Annotated in this window: 17 protein-coding genes; 12 read left to right on the top strand and 5 right to left on the bottom strand. The window is 62.8% G+C overall.

The annotated features are described in order from the left end of the window. Nucleotides 1-7 precede the first annotated feature (7 nt). From nhaD to O5O48_RS07195, 12 genes are all read left to right on the top strand, one after another. Nucleotides 8-1,264, top strand: coding sequence for a sodium:proton antiporter NhaD (nhaD, locus tag O5O48_RS07140; RefSeq protein ID WP_228246421.1), 1,257 nt, complete (start codon nt 8-10; stop codon nt 1,262-1,264). Nucleotides 1,265-1,291: 27 nt separating this feature from the next. Beyond that, the gene (locus O5O48_RS07145) at nt 1,292-1,954 is read left to right on the top strand and encodes a riboflavin synthase (RefSeq protein WP_088277429.1); all 663 of its coding nucleotides are present in this window, start codon (nt 1,292-1,294) and stop codon (nt 1,952-1,954) included. A 24-nt stretch (nt 1,955-1,978) separates the two neighbouring features. Then, a complete protein-coding gene (ribBA, locus tag O5O48_RS07150; RefSeq protein WP_228246423.1) occupies nt 1,979-3,073 on the top strand; it encodes a bifunctional 3,4-dihydroxy-2-butanone-4-phosphate synthase/GTP cyclohydrolase II in 1,095 nt (364 codons plus the stop codon). 94 nt (nt 3,074-3,167) lie between these two features. After that, on the top strand, nt 3,168-3,644 hold the full coding sequence (ribH, locus tag O5O48_RS07155; protein ID WP_104739478.1) for a 6,7-dimethyl-8-ribityllumazine synthase: 477 nt from the start codon (nt 3,168-3,170) through the stop codon (nt 3,642-3,644). Continuing rightward, complete coding sequence (nusB, locus tag O5O48_RS07160; protein ID WP_088277435.1) at nt 3,644-4,120, top strand: transcription antitermination factor NusB; 477 nt, start codon at nt 3,644-3,646, stop codon at nt 4,118-4,120. Before ribH ends, nusB begins: the two co-directional genes overlap by 1 nt. Nucleotides 4,121-4,136: 16 nt before the next feature. Continuing rightward, a complete protein-coding gene (gene thiL, locus O5O48_RS07165) occupies nt 4,137-5,126 on the top strand; it encodes a thiamine-phosphate kinase (protein WP_434006961.1) in 990 nt (329 codons plus the stop codon). Further along, nucleotides 5,119-5,613: a phosphatidylglycerophosphatase A family protein gene (locus O5O48_RS07170; RefSeq protein ID WP_228246426.1), complete on the top strand. Its 495-nt coding sequence runs from the start codon at nt 5,119-5,121 to the stop codon at nt 5,611-5,613. Before thiL ends, O5O48_RS07170 begins: the two co-directional genes overlap by 8 nt. A gap of 33 nt (nt 5,614-5,646) precedes the next feature. Continuing rightward, nucleotides 5,647-6,303 (top strand): retropepsin-like aspartic protease family protein, encoded by a 657-nt coding sequence (locus tag O5O48_RS07175; RefSeq protein WP_228246427.1) that lies wholly within the window; start codon nt 5,647-5,649, stop codon nt 6,301-6,303. A 122-nt stretch (nt 6,304-6,425) separates the two neighbouring features. Further along, the gene (gene ribA / locus O5O48_RS07180) at nt 6,426-7,055 is read left to right on the top strand and encodes a GTP cyclohydrolase II (protein ID WP_269688508.1); all 630 of its coding nucleotides are present in this window, start codon (nt 6,426-6,428) and stop codon (nt 7,053-7,055) included. Next, a complete protein-coding gene (locus O5O48_RS07185; protein WP_269688509.1) occupies nt 7,045-7,473 on the top strand; it encodes an MFS transporter in 429 nt (142 codons plus the stop codon). The genes ribA and O5O48_RS07185 overlap by 11 nt, the downstream gene beginning before the upstream one ends. Continuing rightward, nucleotides 7,474-8,286: a cobalamin-binding protein gene (locus tag O5O48_RS07190; protein WP_269688510.1), complete on the top strand. Its 813-nt coding sequence runs from the start codon at nt 7,474-7,476 to the stop codon at nt 8,284-8,286. A 65-nt stretch (nt 8,287-8,351) separates the two neighbouring features. Then, nucleotides 8,352-9,089: an NYN domain-containing protein gene (locus O5O48_RS07195; protein ID WP_269688511.1), complete on the top strand. Its 738-nt coding sequence runs from the start codon at nt 8,352-8,354 to the stop codon at nt 9,087-9,089. Between the two features lie 9 nt (nt 9,090-9,098). Here the strand turns inward: O5O48_RS07195 and O5O48_RS07200 are convergent, their stop codons facing one another. The 5 genes from O5O48_RS07200 to O5O48_RS07220 all read right to left on the bottom strand — a co-directional run bounded on the left by O5O48_RS07200 (nt 9,099) and on the right by O5O48_RS07220 (nt 17,534). After that, the gene (locus tag O5O48_RS07200; RefSeq protein WP_269688512.1) at nt 9,099-9,773 is read right to left on the bottom strand and encodes a DUF2931 family protein; all 675 of its coding nucleotides are present in this window, start codon (nt 9,771-9,773) and stop codon (nt 9,099-9,101) included. Beyond that, nucleotides 9,770-11,656, bottom strand: a complete 1,887-nt coding sequence (locus tag O5O48_RS07205; RefSeq protein WP_269688513.1) for a PAAR domain-containing protein — start codon at nt 11,654-11,656, stop codon at nt 9,770-9,772. The genes O5O48_RS07200 and O5O48_RS07205 overlap by 4 nt, the downstream gene beginning before the upstream one ends. A gap of 145 nt (nt 11,657-11,801) precedes the next feature. After that, the gene (locus tag O5O48_RS07210) at nt 11,802-15,437 is read right to left on the bottom strand and encodes an ATP-binding protein (RefSeq protein WP_269688514.1); all 3,636 of its coding nucleotides are present in this window, start codon (nt 15,435-15,437) and stop codon (nt 11,802-11,804) included. Further along, complete coding sequence (locus tag O5O48_RS07215; protein WP_217350125.1) at nt 15,437-16,111, bottom strand: DUF4194 domain-containing protein; 675 nt, start codon at nt 16,109-16,111, stop codon at nt 15,437-15,439. The genes O5O48_RS07210 and O5O48_RS07215 overlap by 1 nt, the downstream gene beginning before the upstream one ends. Then, on the bottom strand, nt 16,095-17,534 hold the full coding sequence (locus O5O48_RS07220; RefSeq protein WP_269688515.1) for a Wadjet anti-phage system protein JetA family protein: 1,440 nt from the start codon (nt 17,532-17,534) through the stop codon (nt 16,095-16,097). Before O5O48_RS07220 ends, O5O48_RS07215 begins: the two co-directional genes overlap by 17 nt. Between the last annotated feature and the right edge of the window lie 105 nt (nt 17,535-17,639).

The raw sequence follows: 17,639 nt of genomic DNA on the forward strand, positions 1-17,639 counted from the left end.
TAAGACAATGCAAAGTAGTGTGCAGATACTGCTGTGGATCATGGCGGTAGTGGCCTTTTTGGGGGTCGTGCTGGAAGAAGTTATCCACGTCAACAAGGCCAAGGTGGTGCTGCTGTTCGGGGCTCTGTCCTGGCTGGTGCTGTTTATCGCGGCGCCGAGCGATGCGGTTCGGGAGCATGTGCAGGAGGCACTCAACGAGAACATCACCGATATCGCCAGCCTCTGGCTGTTCCTGCTGGCCACCATGACCTTCGTCGCCTATCTCAACAAGAAGGGGCTGATCGAAAACGTCATCTATCGCATCCTCCCCGGACGCATTACCGAGCGCAAGCTGCTGTTTCTGACCGGCGCATTCTGTTTTGTCTTTTCCTCCATCGCCGACAATATCACTGCCACCCTGGTGTCGGTGGCGCTGGTGCTGAGTCTCAATCTGGAGCTGCGCAAGATGCTGCGCTTCGCCACGCTGGTGGTGTTCGCGGTGAACTCCGGCGGTGTCGCGATGATCACCGGCGACGTCACCACGCTGATGATCTTTATGGCCGACAAGGTCGAGATCACCAACCTGCTGCTGCTCAGTGCCCCGGCGCTGCTGGCCGTGCTGCTGCTGGCCGCTTTGCTGTCGATCGGCATGGGCAACGAGGTCGTTATCGAAAAGAGCCAGCTGCACGAACTGCGTGGCGTTGATCAGGTAATCGGTGCGCTGTTCCTGCTGACTATCCTCGCAACCATCCTGCTCAGCCTGTTCTTTGCGATCCCGCCAGTGCTGACGTTTCTGACCGGTCTGGCGCTGATGTTTTTGATTGCACGGTTTTTCAATGAAGACATTGATGCAGATCCGATTCTGGAGTACATCCGCGTTATCGAGTTCGAGACGCTGCTGTTCTTCCTCGGCGTGCTGCTGCTGGTTGGCATGCTCCAGTACATCGGTACGCTGCAGAACCTGACCGCCCTGTACGACGTTATGCCGACCCTGCTGGCCAACTTCCTGATGGGCATGCTCTCTGCTCTGATCGATAACGTGCCGCTGACCGCTGCACTGCTCAAAGCCGACCTGCAGATGAGCGTCGCCGAGTGGATGGGCCTGACCTACGCTGTCGGTGTAGGCGGTTCCCTGCTTATAATTGGCTCCGCTGCCGGCATCGTTGCCATGAGCAAGATGCCCGGCCTGACATTCATTACCTACCTGCGCAGCTTTGGATTGTTGCTGATGGCCTTTGCCTTCGGTTTCATTGCTGTCTACGGTCTGGGTCTGCTGGTCTCCTGACCGGCAACGGCGAAAGCGAGGCAATTCATGTTTACCGGCATTATCGAAGCGGTTGGTCAGATCCAGAGCATGCAGCCCAAGGGCGGCGATGTGCGTCTGTATGTGCGCACCGGCAAGCTGGATCTCGGGGACGTCAAATTGGGCGACAGCATCGCGGTCAACGGCGTTTGCCTGACTGCCGTTGAGTTGCCCGGTGATGGTTTCTGGGCTGATGTCAGCCAGGAAACCATCCGCCGTACCGCGCTCTCTACCCTGAAGCCGGGCAGCCGCGTCAACCTGGAAAAGGCGCTGACGCCGACCACACGTCTGGGCGGTCATCTGGTCAGTGGCCATGTTGACGGGGTGGGCAAGGTATTGTCCCTGCATCAAGACGCCCGCTCCTGGCATTTCCGGGTTGAGGCGCCGGCCGAGCTGGCCAAATATATTGCCCATAAAGGCTCTATTACCGTCGACGGCACCAGCCTGACCGTCAACGCGGTGGAAGGTGCGGTCTTCCACCTGAACATCGTTCCGCACACCCTGCAGGAAACCGTCATGGGCGATTACCAGCCCGGCACCATCGTCAACCTGGAAGTGGATCTGATCGCCCGTTATCTGGAACGTCTGCTACTGGGCGAAAAAGCCGCCGAGCCGACCTCCACCGGCATCAGCATGGCGTTTCTGGCCGAAAACGGTTTCCTCAAGTCCTGATATAACCTGCCCCCGGAGGGCCGGATGAAACTGAACAGCATCGAAGAACTGATCGAAGATATTCGCGCCGGCAAGATGGTCATCCTGATGGATGACGAAGACCGCGAGAACGAAGGCGACCTGATCATGGCCGCCGAGGCCTGCCAGGCCGAGCACATCAACTTCATGGCTCGCTACGGCCGTGGCCTGATCTGCATGCCGATGAGTCTGGAGCGCTGCGAGCGGTTGAAGCTACCGCTGATGGTGCAGCGCAACGGCTCCGGTTTTGGCACCAAGTTTACCGTCTCCATCGAGGCCGCCGTCGGCGTCAGCACCGGTATTTCCGCCGCTGACCGCGCGCGCACCGTGCAGGCTGCTGCCGCGCCGGATGCGACCGCCGATGACATCGTCAGCCCCGGCCACATCTTTCCACTGATGGCGCAGCCTGGCGGCGTGCTGGCGCGTGCCGGGCATACCGAGGCGTCCTGCGATCTGGCCCGCATGGCCGGATTTGGCGAGTCGGCGGTGATCTGCGAGATCATGAACGACGACGGCAGCATGTCGCGTCGCCCGGAGCTCGAAGAGTTTGCCAAGCAGCATGACATCAAGATCGGCACCATCGCCGACCTGATTCACTACCGTCTGCTCAACGAGCGCACGGTTGAACGTGTCGACGAGCAGGTGCTGAGCAGCGAGCTGGGCCAGTTCAACCTGGTCGCCTATCGTGATCGTACCGAAGACCTGGTGCACCTTGCGCTGACGCTCGGCACCATTGAGCCGGAAGAGCCGACGCTGGTTCGCGTGCACAACGTGGATCCGCTGCGCGATCTGTTCCTGGTACCCGAGGCCGGGCGCTGGAGCCTGCAGGAAGCGATGCGCCGGGTGGCGGCTGAAGGCCGTGGTGTGGTGCTGATGCTTGGCAATCAGGTCGATTCGGCTGCGCTGCTGGAGCACGTCAGCAACCTGGGGACCGGCAACGCGGCGGCACGCCGCCCCTCGACCTATAATACCGTTGGGGCCGGTTCGCAGATCCTGCGCGATCTGGGTGTGCGCAAGATGCGCCTGCTTTCCAGCCCGATGAAGTTCAACGCCATATCCGGCTTTGACCTGGAAGTAGTAGAATACCTGCCCTGCGACTGACCCATTGGCGAGAAGACGCAGGTAGGTTTCGTCACCCATTTGATTCACGGCAGCGCCTGGCGCCCTGCCGGTTCTTTATACAGAGAGATTGTTCATGACTGCTATCCGTACCATCGAAGGTGATTTTGTAACTGGCCAAGGCCGCTATGCACTGGTCGTTGGCCGGTTCAACAGCTTTGTGGTGGAAAGCCTGGTAGAGGGCGCGGTAGACGCGCTCAAACGCCACGGTGTCAAGGAGTCAGACATCACCATCGTGCGTGTTCCCGGCGCCTTTGAAATTCCGCTGATGGTCAAGAAAGTCGCTGACCTCAAGCAGTACGACGCCATTGTCACCCTGGGCGCCGTTATTCGTGGTGGTACCCCGCACTTCGAATACGTTGCCGGCGAGTGCGTCAAGGGCGTGGGTGCGGTATCTCTGGAGTACGGCATTCCGGTTGCCTTCGGCGTGCTGACAGTCGACAGCATCGAGCAGGCCATCGAGCGTTCCGGCACCAAGGCTGGTAACAAAGGCGCTGAAGCGGCCATGTCTGCGTATGAAATGGTCAGCGTCATCAAGCAGCTGGAGGCCTGATGGACGATCAGCAGAGTTCCCCCGCAGCAGGCCGACCCAAGGCGTCGGCCCGTCGCAAGGCGCGCAGTCTGGCGATGCAGGCGCTGTACTCCTGGCACATGGCTGATTTGCCGGTGTTTGATATCGAGGCGCAGTTTCGCACCGACAACGACTTCAGCAAGGTGGATAGTGCGTATTTCCACGAGCTGCTGACCGGTGTGCCGCGCAATCTCGGTGACATCGACGATGAGCTGAGTCGCGTGCTGGATCGGGACATCAAGGATGTTGATCCGGTTGAGCTGAGCGTACTGCGCATCGGCGTCTACGAGCTGCTCAAGCGCATCGATGTGCCGTATCGCGTGGTCATTAACGAAGCCATCGAGATGGCCAAGTCGTTCGGTGCTACCGACGGTCACAAGTACGTCAACGGCATCCTCGACAAGCTGGCTCCGCGCCTGCGCAAGGCCGAAGTCGGTGCCGCCCGCAAGGGACGCTGATCCACCGGCCATGGCGCTGGACGAGTTTGATCTGATCGCCCGTTACTTTCGCACTGAGCGTCTGGAACGGGCTGTCGATGCCAGCGCCACTGTCCTCGGCATCGGCGACGATGCCGCAGTGCTGCAGCCCGCTGCCGGGCAGCAACTGGTCATTTCTACCGACACCCTGGTTGAGGGTGTGCATTTCCCCAAAGACTGTCCCGCCGCCGAACTGGGCTATCGCGCCCTGGCGGTAGCGGTCAGTGACCTGGCGGCGATGGCCGCATCCCCCCTTGGGTTTACCCTCGCGCTGAGCCTGCCGCAGGCAACGCCCGGCTGGCTGCAGGCGTTTTCCAGTGGTCTGGCCGACGCCGCACGTGATGCGGGGATCAACCTGATCGGTGGTGATACCACCCGCGGCCCGCTCAATATTGGCGTCACCGTGCTCGGTCAGGTGCCTGCCGGGCAGGCGCTGACCCGCTCCGGCGCTCGTCCCGGTGACTTGCTCTGCGTCGGCGGCAGTCTGGGTGATGGCGCTGCCGGGCTGGAGGTTGTGCTTGGCAAGCCGCTGCCCGCGGGCTTGCCGATGGCAGCCCAGGATTACTTGCATCGCCGGTTCTGGCGGCCTCTGCCGCAGCTTGCGTTGGGGCAGTTGCTGCGCGGGGTCGCTTCTGCCGGTCTGGATATCTCCGATGGCCTGCTGGCCGATGCCGGGCATATCGCCAGTGCCAGTGGTGTGCGTTTGCTGATCAACGGTCCGCAACTGCCGATGTCCGACGCCCTGCGCAGCTGGTCCGAGCATCAGCAGCTCGACTGGATGCTGCGTGGTGGCGACGACTACGTGCTGCTGTTTACCCTGCCGCGTGCCGCCCGGTCGCAGCTGGAGCGCTGGCGTGCGGCGGGTCATGCGGTCTGCGTTATTGGCGAGGTACAGGGCGGGCAGGGAGTTCAGCTGGACCTCGGGCTGGGGCCGAAACCCATCGATGGCCCGGCCGGCTATCAACATTTCAGGAGCACGGATGACTGACGCGCACGAAACGACGCCAGCCTCGGTATGGCGCAACCCGATCCACTTTCTGGCCTTTGGCTTTGGCAGCGGTGCGATCCGCCCGGCGCCGGGGACCTGGGGCACGCTGGCGGCGCTGCCGTTTGTGCTGGTCTGGCAGCATCTGCCGGTTGCCGGCTACGGTCTGGTGATCGTGCTGTCGACCCTGCTCGGCATCTGGCTGTGTCACCGCACCGCTGCGGATCTGGGCGTGCACGATCACGGTGGCATCGTCTGGGACGAATTCGTCGGACTGTGGATTGCGCTCTGGCTGGCACCGACCGGCTGGCCCTGGTTGCTGGCCGGCTTCGCCCTGTTCCGGCTGTTCGATATCTGGAAGCCCTGGCCAATCCGCTGGGTTGATCGTCAGGTTGGCGGCGGCTTCGGCATCATGCTGGATGACATTATCGCCGGGTTCATGGCGCTGCTGGTGCTGTTGCTGGCCGAGACCCTGTTGGCTATGGTGTAAGCCTCGTCCGTCATCGCGCAAGGGAAACACCGCATGGCTCGTATCGCTTCTCTCTCTGCTCTGCTGCTCGGCGCCGGGCTGGCCGTGGCCTCGCTGGCTTCGGCAGCGACCGAGGTGCGTGTGGTTGGGCTGTTCGCCAATGCGGCGGTAGTCAATATCGACGGCCAGCGCCACATGCTGCGGGTTGGCAAGCCGCCAGTGAACGGAGTCGAGCTGATCGCCGCCGACAGCCAGACGGCAACCCTGAGAGTGGACGGCCAGACTCGGCAGTTTGGTCTGCAGCGTGAATACACCGAAGGCTTTGCCCAGTCTGAGCGCCAGCAGGTCAGTATTCCGCGGGGCGAAGGCGGTCATTTCCGGGTTGCCGGTTCAATCAATGGTCAGACCGTCAGTTTTATGGTCGATACCGGCGCAACCAGTGTCTCGATGAGTTCGGTGCAGGCGCGTCGTCTCGGTATCGATTACGCGCTCAGCGGCACACCGGTTCGCGCCGCCACAGCTTCCAGTGCCGTGGATGGTTACCAGGTGACGCTGGCGCGGGTAAAGGTTGGCGACATCGAGCTGTCCAACGTGCAGGCGCTGGTGCTGGAAGGCCGTTTTCCGCTCGAAGTGCTGCTCGGCATGAGCTGGCTTAGCCGGGTGCGGATGGACGAACAGGACAACCTGCTGCTGCTCGAGCGCAAGTACTGACCCTCTGCACCACAGGCCTGCGCATTCAGCAGACCTATCCAGGCGTCTTGCAGATCGCCCGAGCGTCCGTCACCTGCTAATATAAGCGCCCCTTTTTTGCAAAGGTCGTACAGGAGACCGGCGTGACAGTCACCTTTATTGCGTCATCCCAGCTGCCCACCAAGTGGGGCACATTCACTATGCACGGCTTCCTGGAAGAAGCGACCGGCAAGGAGCATGTGGTGCTGACGATGGGCGATGTGTCCGATGGCGCGCCCGTGCTCGGCCGCCTGCACTCCGAATGTCTGACCGGCGATGCCCTGTTCAGCCTGCGTTGCGACTGCGGCTTTCAGCTCGAAGCCGCGCTCAAGGCCATCGCTGAGGAAGGCCGCGGCGCACTGCTGTACCTGCGTCAGGAAGGTCGCGGCATTGGCCTCATGAACAAGATCCGCGCCTATCACCTGCAGGACGGCGGTGCCGATACCGTAGAAGCCAACGAACTGCTCGGCTTTGGCGCCGACCAGCGCGATTACGGCATCTGCAAGCCGATGCTCGATCATCTGGGCATCAAGAGCCTCAAGCTGCTGACCAACAACCCGCGCAAGGTAAAGGCCCTGCAAGGCTTCGGCGTGCTGGTAGCCGAGCGTCTGCCCCTGCAATTCGGTAAGAACCCGCACAACACCAAGTATCTGGAAACCAAGGCCGGCAAGCTGGGCCACATGCTGGGCCAGCTGCACCAGGCCGAAGCCGAGGCTGAGTCCGATGACCTTTGATCCCAAACCCCACTGGCGTGTATTGCGCAGCGTCTGGCGCATGCTCAGCCTGACTGTCCTGCTGTTGCCGATCCTGCTGGTGGTGGTGCTGGGTGACTGGACCGGCCTGTTCGATCAGGCCGCAGTGCCGCTGTTCACCGTCGGTATGGCCAGCCTGATGCTGACCCTCTGGCGCTTCCGGCTGTACAAGCGCGCGCTGATTCGCGCCGAAGGCCTGGGTGACAGCGCAGAAGCGGCCAGCGCCTGGGCCGTATTGCACCGTAATCAGAGTCTGGGGCTGGCCGCCGCCGCGCTGCCGGCGCTGATCGCACTGGTGCATTATTTCTGCGTGGGTGAAGCCATCCCGCTGGTGCTGCTGGTAATTGTCAGCCTCGGCGCCATGCTGCTCTACCGTCCGCCGGCCGCCTGGGTCAACTGAGTGCGTCAGCTGCTGGCGCTGCTGCTGGCGCTGTCACTTAACCTGCTTCCTGTTCAGGCTGCCGAGCGCATCGTCAGCCTGGCTCCCTTTCTGACCGACATGACCCTGCAACTGGGCGCGGGTGCCCGGCTGGTCGGCGTGCTGGACGACGGTCAACTGCCCGCCGAACTGAGCGATCGGCAAACCGTAGGCAGCTATCAGACCCTCTCTGCCGAACGGATCGTGTCCGTCCAGCCTGACCTGATCCTCGCCTGGACCTCCGGCAATCCCCGCGAACTGCTTGAGCGCCTGCGCGGCTGGGGTATTCGCGTCGAACAGTTTGACCCGCAACGGCTGGATGACATCGCCAGCATGACCCTGCAGCTCGGTGATCTGCTCGACCAGCCAGCCGAAGCGCAGGCGCTGGAGGCCGACTTCCGCGCCCAGCTCGAGCAACTCCGTGCGCCGCCGTCGTCAACCCGGCCCAAGGTCTTCCTGCAGCTCTGGGATAACCCGCTCTACACGGCCGCTGGCGATCAGTTGCTGTCCGATGCACTCAGTCTGTGCGGCGCTGACAACGTCTTCGCCGATCTTGCCGGCCTCGCTCCGCAAGTGGGCCGCGAGGGCGTGCTGGCCGCCAACCCCGAGATCATCATCGCGCTGGCCGATCAGGGTGTTACTGCAGAAGCTTGGCTGGACGACTGGCGCCGCTTCCCCAAACTGGCCGCCGTGCAGCACAACCGCCTCCATGTACTCGATAGTGACCTGCTGGTCCGCCCGACGCCCGCGATTATTGGTGGAGTAGAGCAGTTGTGCGGGTTGGTGCGTTTCTAGACGGGGTTGTTAGCCAGCCCCATTGCCTGCCAAGATGATCGCTATCTGCACAGGAGAGTGAGGCTATGGCAGCACAGATGGAGCCGACACGGTTGGCCGTTTTGATTGATGCCGACAACGCCAATCCGGCGATTGTTGAAGGGCTGCTGGCCGAGGTCGCCAAGTTGGGTGTGGCGAGCGTCAAGCGTATTTATGGCGACTGGACTACGCCGAGTCTGGGCAAGTGGAAAGCGTCGCTGCTGGAGCACTCGATTCAGCCGATTCAGCAGTTTGCCTACACCTCCGGCAAGAACGCGACCGACAGCGCGATGATTATCGACGCCATGGACTTGCTGTATTCGGCAGACCTTGGCGGTTTCTGCATAGTTTCCAGCGACAGTGATTTCACCCGTCTGGCCGCGCGGCTGCGTGAGTCGGGCAAGGTGGTGTATGGCTTTGGTGAGCAGAAAACGCCCAAGCCTTTTGTTGCTGCCTGCGACCGCTTTATCTACACCGAAATCTTTACCCAGCATCCGGAAAATGCCGAAACGGTCATTCAGCGCCGCTCTGCTCAGGAGCTGCGACAGGACACCAAGCTGTGCAGCCTGCTGCGTCAGGCCATCGAAGCCGCGTCGGACGATGACGGCTGGGCCAATCTCGGCCCGGTGGGCAGTCAGCTGGCCAAGCAGATGCCGGAGTTTGACCCGCGCAATTATGGCTACAGCAAGTTCAGTGGGCTGGTAGAAGGTATTGGCCTGTTCACCCTGCGACGGGAAAACAACCTGCTGCTGGTCAAGGATCAGCGTCCGGGCAAGAAGGGCTGACCCCAGCGGTTACCAACTGCCGAACGGGATGCCGTGGGTGTCGATATAGTGCTGGGCGTTGGGGCTGGGTGGGCGGTAGAACTCGCCGTTGGATGTGCCGTTGTAGGGGCCGACAGGGTTTACTTCGCCTTGGACTCGCCCGATTTCCATTGGATCGAGGCAAGAACCCATAAGCCAGAGTTTTGCGACGCCGCCCGGAGCGACGCCGATGGCGATGTACTTCCGGTATTGGTAGACATAGTCGTTATCGAACAGGCAAAAAACGCGCCTCTCAGTCCGCATCTCATCCCTAACCCACTGAGGTATGTCGATGGATGCCCGATAGGCTTCTGGCTCGGCGAGTGATTGCCAGCGTACGGTTATTTTTTCGGGCAGGTCGATCCCTAACATGGGAAAGCTGGAGCCGGCGCCGGGGCGTTCAGGCCAGCCGCGCGCCTCGCCTTTGTTATCTGCAGGCGTTCGTGTTGAAGCCACACCACCAAATACACGTTCGTACATTAAGTCGTTCACGTCTGTCAGGTCGACCCCGTCAACCCAAGACTCCATGTAGTCCGGTGCTTGCAGGCCAATGTACCAAGCGTGGTAGGGAAGGTTCGGCTTCGGTGGGAAGGGTTCAATTGGCTTGCTATTCTGGCAGCCGCTGAGGATTAGCGCTGTGAGTAGGGTCAGAGTGCGCGCAATCATGCGGGGTACCCGTTCTGAGGCTTATCTGGATAGATGGCGCGGATAAAATCATGGCGCGGTTTGTTGGCCATAAAGCCTTTTACCGGCACCCAGTTGGCGGAACTGTGGATATAGCGGCTGTGCAGAAAGCGTTTCTCCTGTTCACTTAGGATTGGGCTGCATCCCATCATGCAGGCGGAGTACACTTTTTCCGCAATGGGCGCGAGGTCTGGCGGGATAGTGAAGCGTTTGTCGGCCTCATTTATTGCGTCGAACGGCACCCCCGCAATCGCTGCTTTCGCATGCATGACCTTGAGGGGTATGCGGGACAGCTCACCCCGGACGCTGCGGATAACGGAAAGGGTCAGCAACACCCGCGCGTTGGGACTCTGATCGATCACTTCCTCATGTCGTTCGAAGCGGCCGTCTCCGGGTAGCCCTCGTGCTCGAAAGCGCTCTTCCTCCTGTTGCCTGACTAGCCAGGCACGTGAGCGGCTCAGCTGTTGGCGGGCAGGGCCGTCCAACGGATAGTGGTTGTTCAAGACGAACACTGGGCGGCCAATTACCAGACGCTCATAGGTTAGCGTTGGGTAGCCGCCGCCGAGGTTGGAATGGACGCCTGGTAGCACCAGTTCCTCATGTGCTTCGTCTACTCGGTTCAGGCTGAAGTTATGGCGGTGTTCATCGGCTGCGGTTAGATGTACGACCTTGCGAGCGCAGCCGGGTGGTAGGTACAGATTAACGCCGGGGTTATAGTCGTCTCCGACGCTCAGGTGGCCCTGAGCTGGGTCGCCAATTGCTGCCACGGTATCGAATACGCCAATAAAGTTAATGCTCAGGCTGTTCTCGTGAGAGAAGCTTGGAGAGAAGATCGGGTCTTTGGGGTCGAGTTTCGTGGCGACAACTCCAGCCTCCGCCTGTAATACTTCGTTGGCAAAGTGGCGGGCGGCGGCTGCCCCTCGACTAAACCCGAAGATATCGAACTCGACCTTCTCAACTACTATGCTCGGGTTGGCACTAACCAACATTTGGAGTCTCTCAGCTATTTCGGCCGGACTCTGCTTAACCCGCTCAACAACCCCGGTCTCGCCCTGCCCAAATGCCATGCCCATGGTGGCGTCGTCTTCGCCTGCTTTGCTACCAGCGCCTTCGATATACACCTTAATGCTGGCTTGCGTGGCCACCGGTTCTATACGCCGCTGCGAGTCATCCTTATAAAGCTCATACAACAACGCCACATTGCTCAACTCATTCCCGTAACTGTTGTCCGGTCTTTCGTCGAAGAAGCCGTCACTGTTGCTGTCGTTATAGCCGTGGGCTTCGCAGAAGCGGGTGACGGCTTCTAGGCCGTCGGGGCCGAGTTGGGCTAGGTCTTCGCGGCGGCATTGGGCGGTGAGGGTGGCGTTGGGCAGGTTGTTGAGGGTGCCGTCGAAGAACATGCCGACGCGCAGGGTAATGCGCTGTTTCTGCGGCAGGTCGGTTTCTTCTTCCTCCTCTTCTTCCTCGCGCTCCAGCGGTACGGCGTTGCTGGCGCCGGGTTTTACCGGAACGTCGAACAGGGCCTGCAGGGCGCGCACCAGGCCGGTGAGGATCATGGCCTGAGCCGCGTGGCTTTCAGCGCTGCCGGGCTGGTTGCCAATAAGAACGTTCGGCGAGCCGGCGGTGATGGAGTCGCCGTGGGCACCAACGCTGCCGAGCACCGCGGCGGGTCTGCTGTTGATCAGGACGTTGCTGACGAGCTGACTGCTGAGTGGGCTGCCGCAGCTGCTGGTATCGCCCAAGCGGGCAGCGGGCTTGCCGTTGATCAGTACGTCAGTGGCGCCGCTGACGAGGCGCTGGCTGCCGTGGCCGGTCTGCGGGCATTGTGTGGGGTCGCCGAGTCGGGCGGCGGGTTTGCCGGACATGCCAATTCCCTCTGGCTGCAGGTGTGCCTGCGTTGATCCTGCGGGGCGTTGGCGGGTCGGACAATCGACTATGCGGGTGAATGTGCGGTGCTTGGCATCTGCTGGTGTAATGCGTTGCCGGTGTGGCCGGCAACGCACTCACAGGTCAGATCACGTCTTCCATAAACTCCAGCGCGCCCTGCTGACGGATCACCCGGCGGTGCTGGGCCCACAGCTCGGCCACGCGTTCGCGGTTGAGCTGCTGGCGGTCGAGCAGTACGCGGGTGTTGAGCTCGCCGACCGGCTGGCTGCTGGGCACCTTGCTGAACACGAACTGGTTGCTGACCAGCTCCAGGAAGGGGCCGGCCTTGCTGGTCGGCATGATGAAGATCAGCTGCAGGCCGAGGGTTTCGGTCAGGTAGGCGATGACTTCACGCGAGCGGATTTCATCCATGTGCATAAAGGCTTCATCGACGATCACCATGCGCAGGTGGCTGTCGCCCTCGTTGAAGCGGAAGGCGCTGGTTACCGCCGCGGCGCGGATGATGTAGGCCGGGGTTTCCAGCTGGCCGCCGGAGCCGGTGCCGTATTCGCTCAGGCGGATCGGCGACTTGCCTTCCGGGTGCTTGAGGATGTCGTAGCGGCGGTAGCGGCGGTAGTCGCTGATGCGCTCCAGCTCGCGCAGGGCCTGCTGTTCGTCACCGTCGAGCAGCAACGCCAGCAGTTGATCGCGCACCGTGGCCGAGCGCTCGGACAGGGTGTCGTCGAACAGACTGGTGCCATCGCCCAGGTTCGGCATCTGTATCAGTTCGCGGAAGAACTCCCAGTAGGCCTTGTACTCGGGTAGCCAGTCCCAGTCGAACTGGAAGCGTTCGCGGTCGGCGCCGAAGCGGTGGTGCTCCAGCTCCTTGTTCAGTTGCTCCAGCGTGCGACGGCCGTCGTTGATGGCCTGATGAATCTCGTGACACAGGTCGCTGACAAAGGTGGTGTTGAAGCTGTCGCGCAGGCTGGCGAGCTGTTCCTGCTTGGCCAGCAGCACGTTGTTGCGCAGGCGGTTGTGCAGGTTGTCGAGCTGTTGATGCAGCGCGCCGACATGGCGGAAGAAGGCCAGACTGTGCAGTTCGGCCGGGGTGTCGGCGAGTACCTGATCGGCGGGCTGGGCCTGTTCGTTGTAGTGTTCGATGGCGCGCTGCAGGTCGGCCACCTGACGGTGCAGGCTGCTGGTCAGCGCCTGGGCGTCGGCGATAAAGTCGAACTGGCCGCCGCGCTGCTCCAGCATGGTGTCGAGCTGCTCCAGCCGTGCCTGCGGGTCGAGCCCCGGCACTTGGGCGGCAGCATCCAGCAGGTACTGCTCGGCCTTGTCGCGGGCGTCGAGCAGGGCATCACTCTGGTCGGCGAAGTGGGTAATGCGCTGGCCGATGCTGACCTGCTTCTCCTGCAGACGGCCGAGTTGGACGTCCAGTTCCTTGCCGTGCAGTTCCAGCTCGCGGTGGCGCAGGGTCACGCGCTGTTGTTCGGATTCCAGATTGTGGTGCGCGCCCAGATCAAGCGCTTCCAGTTGCTGTTCGACTTCGCGTAGCTGGCGCTGGCTGTCGAGCAGCTCGCTGGCGCGGGCGGCGTAGTCGAGCGGCGCGATCTGACCTAGCTGACGGGCCAGTTCGCGCAGGGCTTCCAGTTCGCGGCGCAGTTGATGCTGCTGCAGATCCAGATCGTGCAGGCGCTGCTCCTGCGCGCGCAGGTTGCGTTCGCGGGCGGCGGCGCCGAAGACCAGCTGGCTGTCGTCGATATCGCAGCGGAACAGCGCGTAGTTGCCGGAACCCATGCCGTCGCGGGTGATGCCGCGGCGGGTCTGACGCAGGGCGCCGGCGTCTTCCACCCGGGCGACCGTGGCGTAGGACGCCTGCAGGTAGTACTCGGCAACGCGGTGGCTGAAGCGCATGACCTGCAGGATCGAATCGTTCGGCAGGCTGATGCGTTCGGCGTCCTGCCTGGCCTTGCTGCCCTGAATCACCCGCGCGCGGTTGCGTTCGCGGCTGTTCATCTGGCGCACGATGCGGATCGCGTCGGCTTCATAGTCGGGCTCGACCAAAATGGCGTAGCGGCTGCCGCCGATGTAGCCCTCAATGGCCATCTGCCAATCCGGATCCAGCACCTCAACATGGTCGCAAAGTACGCGCGGGTCAGCCTGCGGGCATTGCTTGCGGATCGCCAGCAGCGCTTCCTCGACATACGCGGGGTAGGTCACGCGGCTGCTTTGCAGGGTACTGATCTGGTGGCGAATCTGGCTGACCTGACGATCCAGCGTGTTCAGCGCGCTGGTGCGTTCCTGCACCAGCCGGTCGACCCGCTGCAGCAGGCTGGCGCCTTCGCTGTCCTGCTCGCGCAGGCGCTCGGCCAGCTGGTTGTGCGCACGCTGCTGGCTGCGAATGGCATCCAGGCCGGCGTCCAGCGGGGTCAGGTCGATCCAGTCGCGGGCCAGCAGTTGATTGAGGTCGGCAACCGGTTCGCGCTCGGCGGCCAGCACTGCCGCGCTGGCCTCGCGCCAGCCGCGGCTGGCCAGCTGCGGAAGCGCCTGACTCAGGCTGTGCTGGGCCAGCAGCGCACCGGCCGATTGCAGCGCCACCAGGTTGCGGTCGCGCTGATGGGCCTGGGTCAGCAGGTCGGGTACGGCGCTGCGCAGCTGCTCGCTCAGCTGGCGCTGGCGCTGCTCCAGTTGGTCCTTGTTCTGCAGCGCCGGAATGCCCTGACGGCGGGCTTCCAGTTGCACCAGTTCGTGGTGGGCCTGGGCCAGGCGCTCGGTGGTCAGGCGCTGGTCTTCCTGCAGCGCTTCGAGCTGACTGGCGAGCTGCTGCTGTTCCTGTTTGGCGGCCAGATAGCCCTGCTGGTTGTTCTGCCAGGCTTGCGCGGCGGCAGCGTACTCCAGCCCGGTGCGCTCCAGCCAGCTGTCCAGATACTGCGTGGTCTGGCTGGTGGTCAGCGACAGCAGTTCCACCGCCTGACGTACCCGCGCCGCTTCCTGTTCCATGCCGTGCACGGTGCGCAGCAGGTCGCGGATGCGTTTGATGGTGTCGCCAAACTCGCGCGGCTCCAGCACTTCCTCGGCGACAAACTGGTCGATGGATTTGACCGGTTTGTAGGCCATGAAATTGGCAAAGGTGCGCGCGGCGTTCTTGGCTTCGCGGGTCGAGAGTGCGTCGCGGCGGCCGCGCAGCGCGGCGTACAGACGGGCGAGATAGGCGCTCTTGCGGTCGTAGACTTCGATCTGCTGGGCGCTGAACTGCTTGCGCAGCAGGCCCGGCAGCTCGGTCACGGCGATCACGTGGCGGCCGTCATCCTGCTCGCGCAGAAAGTGCGACAGCGAGAGCATCTCGCCGGGAATGATCATCAGCAGCAGTTCGTCCTGCCGCGCCTGGCGGCTGCTGCCGGCGGCGTCGAGATGGGCGCGTACGCCGATCACCGCGGTAAAGGGTTCGGCGGTCTCGCCACGGGTCGGGTGGAACACGCCGGCGATGTAGCCGTCGGTATCCCAGGGGCGGGCGTAGGCGCCGTCGTCACAGCCGAGCACGTAGGAGGCGAGGGTACGCACCTGCTTGCCGCCGCGGCCGCGCTGGGTGGTTTCGTCCTGCCCCGGGTTGTAGTTGAACAGGTTGTCGTGGGCGGCGGTCATCAGCGTCTGCAGGGCATCCGCTGCGGTGGTCTTGCCGGAGCCGTTGCCGCCGGAGAACAGGTTGACCGGGCCGTATTCCAGTTCTTCGACCGGCAGGTTGCCCCAGTTGACGGTAATCGAACGCTTCAGATACATCAGTTGCTCTCCTCGGCGGACGGCTGGTCTTCGCTATTTTCAATCTCGGGGCTGGCGAGCTGGGCCAGCGCGCTGTCGGTCACCAGGCTGATGATGCCCGGGCGAATCGTCAGCCAGGCTTCGCCGCTGTCCAGTTCGGCATCGCTGGGGCTGCGGATCAGCCGCAGCTGGCGCAGGCGGCGCAGCAGGTTGCGGCGTTCGCTCTGCTGTTCCGGCAGTGAACGGCCGAGCAGGTTGCGACTGCTCAGGTTGAGCGCTTCGAGCGACAGCATGACCTGACCAAACTCGTCGACCTGACCTTCGCGCAGGGCCTTGTCGTACTCGGCGCGCAGCACCAGAATCAGCGCCACTTCCTGCTGGTTCAGGCGCTCGCGCAGGCCGCTGCCGAAGCTGTCGTCGGCGTCGACCAGACCGGGCACTTCCGCGCCCGGCGGGAACACCCGGACCAGATTGAAGCGCGGCTCGTGCAACACTCGGATGCGCAGCACCGAGAGATAGTCTTCGACCAGCTCGGCGGCCTGCAGGTAGCGGTCGTAGAGCTCGGCCTCGCGGTTGCTTTCGTCGCGGCAGAGGACGCCGCGGTCGAGCAGGCGGATCATCAGCTCGGAAAAGTCCTCGGCACTCAGGCCGCGTTCGTTGAGGTGGTGGTCCAGCGCGTCACGCATGTTCGTCATGTTCCAGATCGATGATGAAGCCGTCACGGCGATCAAAATAGGTTTCGTTGCTGATGGTCTCGCCGCTCGGCTCGATGCGCACGCGCAGGCCGCTGGCAGCGTGTTCGGCGCTGGCCAGCGCGATCACGTGGCTGAGCGCGAGCAGGTCGCTGGCGCTGTTGACCGGCAGGTCGCGGGTGTTGAGCTGATTGCCGCTGCCGAGGGCGGCGCGCAGGTAGCTGCGCAGTCCACTGGCGTTGACGTTGAATGCCTTGTCGAGCAGCTGATTCACCGCTAGCGTGCGCAAGGTGTCGTCTTCCGGCGCGTCGAGGGTTTCCATCAGGCTGTGTACCGGCGGGCGCTCGCGGCGCTCGCGCAGCTTCACCTGGCCCGGGTCGACCAGCGCCAGATTGACCACTGCCATTTCCTCGCCTGCGGCGCTCAGGCGCTTGGCCTGCTCTTCGGCGGGCAGGGCGGACAGCTCGCGGCACAGGCCGACGATATCGCTGTGCTTCTGGCTGTGCAGGTAGCTGAGCTGACGGATGATGATATCGGCGCGTTGGGTGAAGCTCTGCAGCGTGCGGCGCAGCGCCGGCAGCATGATGTCGGCGGCGTTGCGCAGGCAGCCTTCGATGCCGTCCAGCAACTGCCAGAGAATCGAGCTGCGTTCGTCCACCAGCAAATCCGGCGCCAGGCGGCGCAGCTCGCGCTCGGCCTCGGCTTTCCACTCGCGTGGCTTGCGGCGAATGCGGGCGATCACATCCTGAATGCGCTCGCGGTGTTTCTCGACGCTGTCGGCCGACAGGCGCACTGCCAGATCGGGCAGGAAGCGGCGCTCCATAAAGTCGAAGAACTGGTCGCTGGCCTGCTGCACCAGCTGCTGCGCCTCGACCTCGCGTACCAGCTGGCGCTTGCGCTCTTCCAGCTCGGCGATGATATCGGTGAAGTCGGCGATGATGCGTTCGGCATATTCGTGGGCGTCGAGCAGGTCATACACCTCGCCGTGCTCGGCAAAGGCCGACAGCGCGTTTAGGGTGTTGCGCGTATTGCGGTGGCGAGTACGGGTGTTGTGCCCGTCGGCCTCGGCCAGCGACTGGGCAAACAAACGCCCCATGCGGCTGAACGGGTAGGTCGACTGGAAGGTCGCCTGATCCACCTGACGTTCCAGCCAGCCGTTTTCGATCAGGCTGGTGAGAATCCAGCTGGCCTGCTCGCGGTTGCTCTTGAAGCGGCTGGCGTCTTCATCGTCGCCTTCCAGCAGCGGCGCGCGTTCCAGCGCTTCGCTGAAGATATCCAGCACCTGCTCGCGTTTGAGTGATTCGCCGTAGTCGGCGCGGGCGCTGTACAGCCGCTCGTGCAGCAGGCGCAGGCACTCGACAATCTGTTCGCGGTATTTGCTGGTGAGCGGGCGGAAGAACTGCAGTCGCTCGTTGGTAAAAAACATAGGGCGTCGAATTCCGGTTCGGACAAGGACGCATTATGCCTGATCAGCGGGGCGGGGCGGCAAGTTGGGGCGACGGGCTGTGCTGGAGTTCATGTGGGGGAGGGG

It is taken from the genome of Halopseudomonas sp. MFKK-1 (assembly GCF_027474385.1).
Lineage (GTDB): Bacteria > Pseudomonadota > Gammaproteobacteria > Pseudomonadales > Pseudomonadaceae > Halopseudomonas > Halopseudomonas aestusnigri.

Excerpts from the sequence above, each read along its gene's own strand:
- O5O48_RS07220 (WP_269688515.1), bottom strand. The coding sequence starts at position 17,534 with ATGTTTTTTACCAACGAGCGACTGCAGTTCTTCCGCCCGCTCACCAGC.
- O5O48_RS07200 (WP_269688512.1), bottom strand. The coding sequence starts at position 9,773 with ATGATTGCGCGCACTCTGACCCTACTCACAGCGCTAATCCTCAGCGGC.
- O5O48_RS07205 (WP_269688513.1), bottom strand. The coding sequence starts at position 11,656 with ATGTCCGGCAAACCCGCCGCCCGACTCGGCGACCCCACACAATGCCCG.
- O5O48_RS07185 (WP_269688509.1), top strand. The coding sequence starts at position 7,045 with ATGACCTTTGATCCCAAACCCCACTGGCGTGTATTGCGCAGCGTCTGG.
- nhaD (WP_228246421.1), top strand. The coding sequence starts at position 8 with ATGCAAAGTAGTGTGCAGATACTGCTGTGGATCATGGCGGTAGTGGCC.
- nusB (WP_088277435.1), top strand. The coding sequence starts at position 3,644 with ATGGACGATCAGCAGAGTTCCCCCGCAGCAGGCCGACCCAAGGCGTCG.
- O5O48_RS07195 (WP_269688511.1), top strand. The coding sequence starts at position 8,352 with ATGGCAGCACAGATGGAGCCGACACGGTTGGCCGTTTTGATTGATGCC.
- O5O48_RS07170 (WP_228246426.1), top strand. The coding sequence starts at position 5,119 with ATGACTGACGCGCACGAAACGACGCCAGCCTCGGTATGGCGCAACCCG.
- O5O48_RS07175 (WP_228246427.1), top strand. The coding sequence starts at position 5,647 with ATGGCTCGTATCGCTTCTCTCTCTGCTCTGCTGCTCGGCGCCGGGCTG.
- ribBA (WP_228246423.1), top strand. The coding sequence starts at position 1,979 with ATGAAACTGAACAGCATCGAAGAACTGATCGAAGATATTCGCGCCGGC.
- ribH (WP_104739478.1), top strand. The coding sequence starts at position 3,168 with ATGACTGCTATCCGTACCATCGAAGGTGATTTTGTAACTGGCCAAGGC.
- O5O48_RS07210 (WP_269688514.1), bottom strand. The coding sequence starts at position 15,437 with ATGTATCTGAAGCGTTCGATTACCGTCAACTGGGGCAACCTGCCGGTC.
- O5O48_RS07145 (WP_088277429.1), top strand. The coding sequence starts at position 1,292 with ATGTTTACCGGCATTATCGAAGCGGTTGGTCAGATCCAGAGCATGCAG.
- O5O48_RS07215 (WP_217350125.1), bottom strand. The coding sequence starts at position 16,111 with ATGACGAACATGCGTGACGCGCTGGACCACCACCTCAACGAACGCGGC.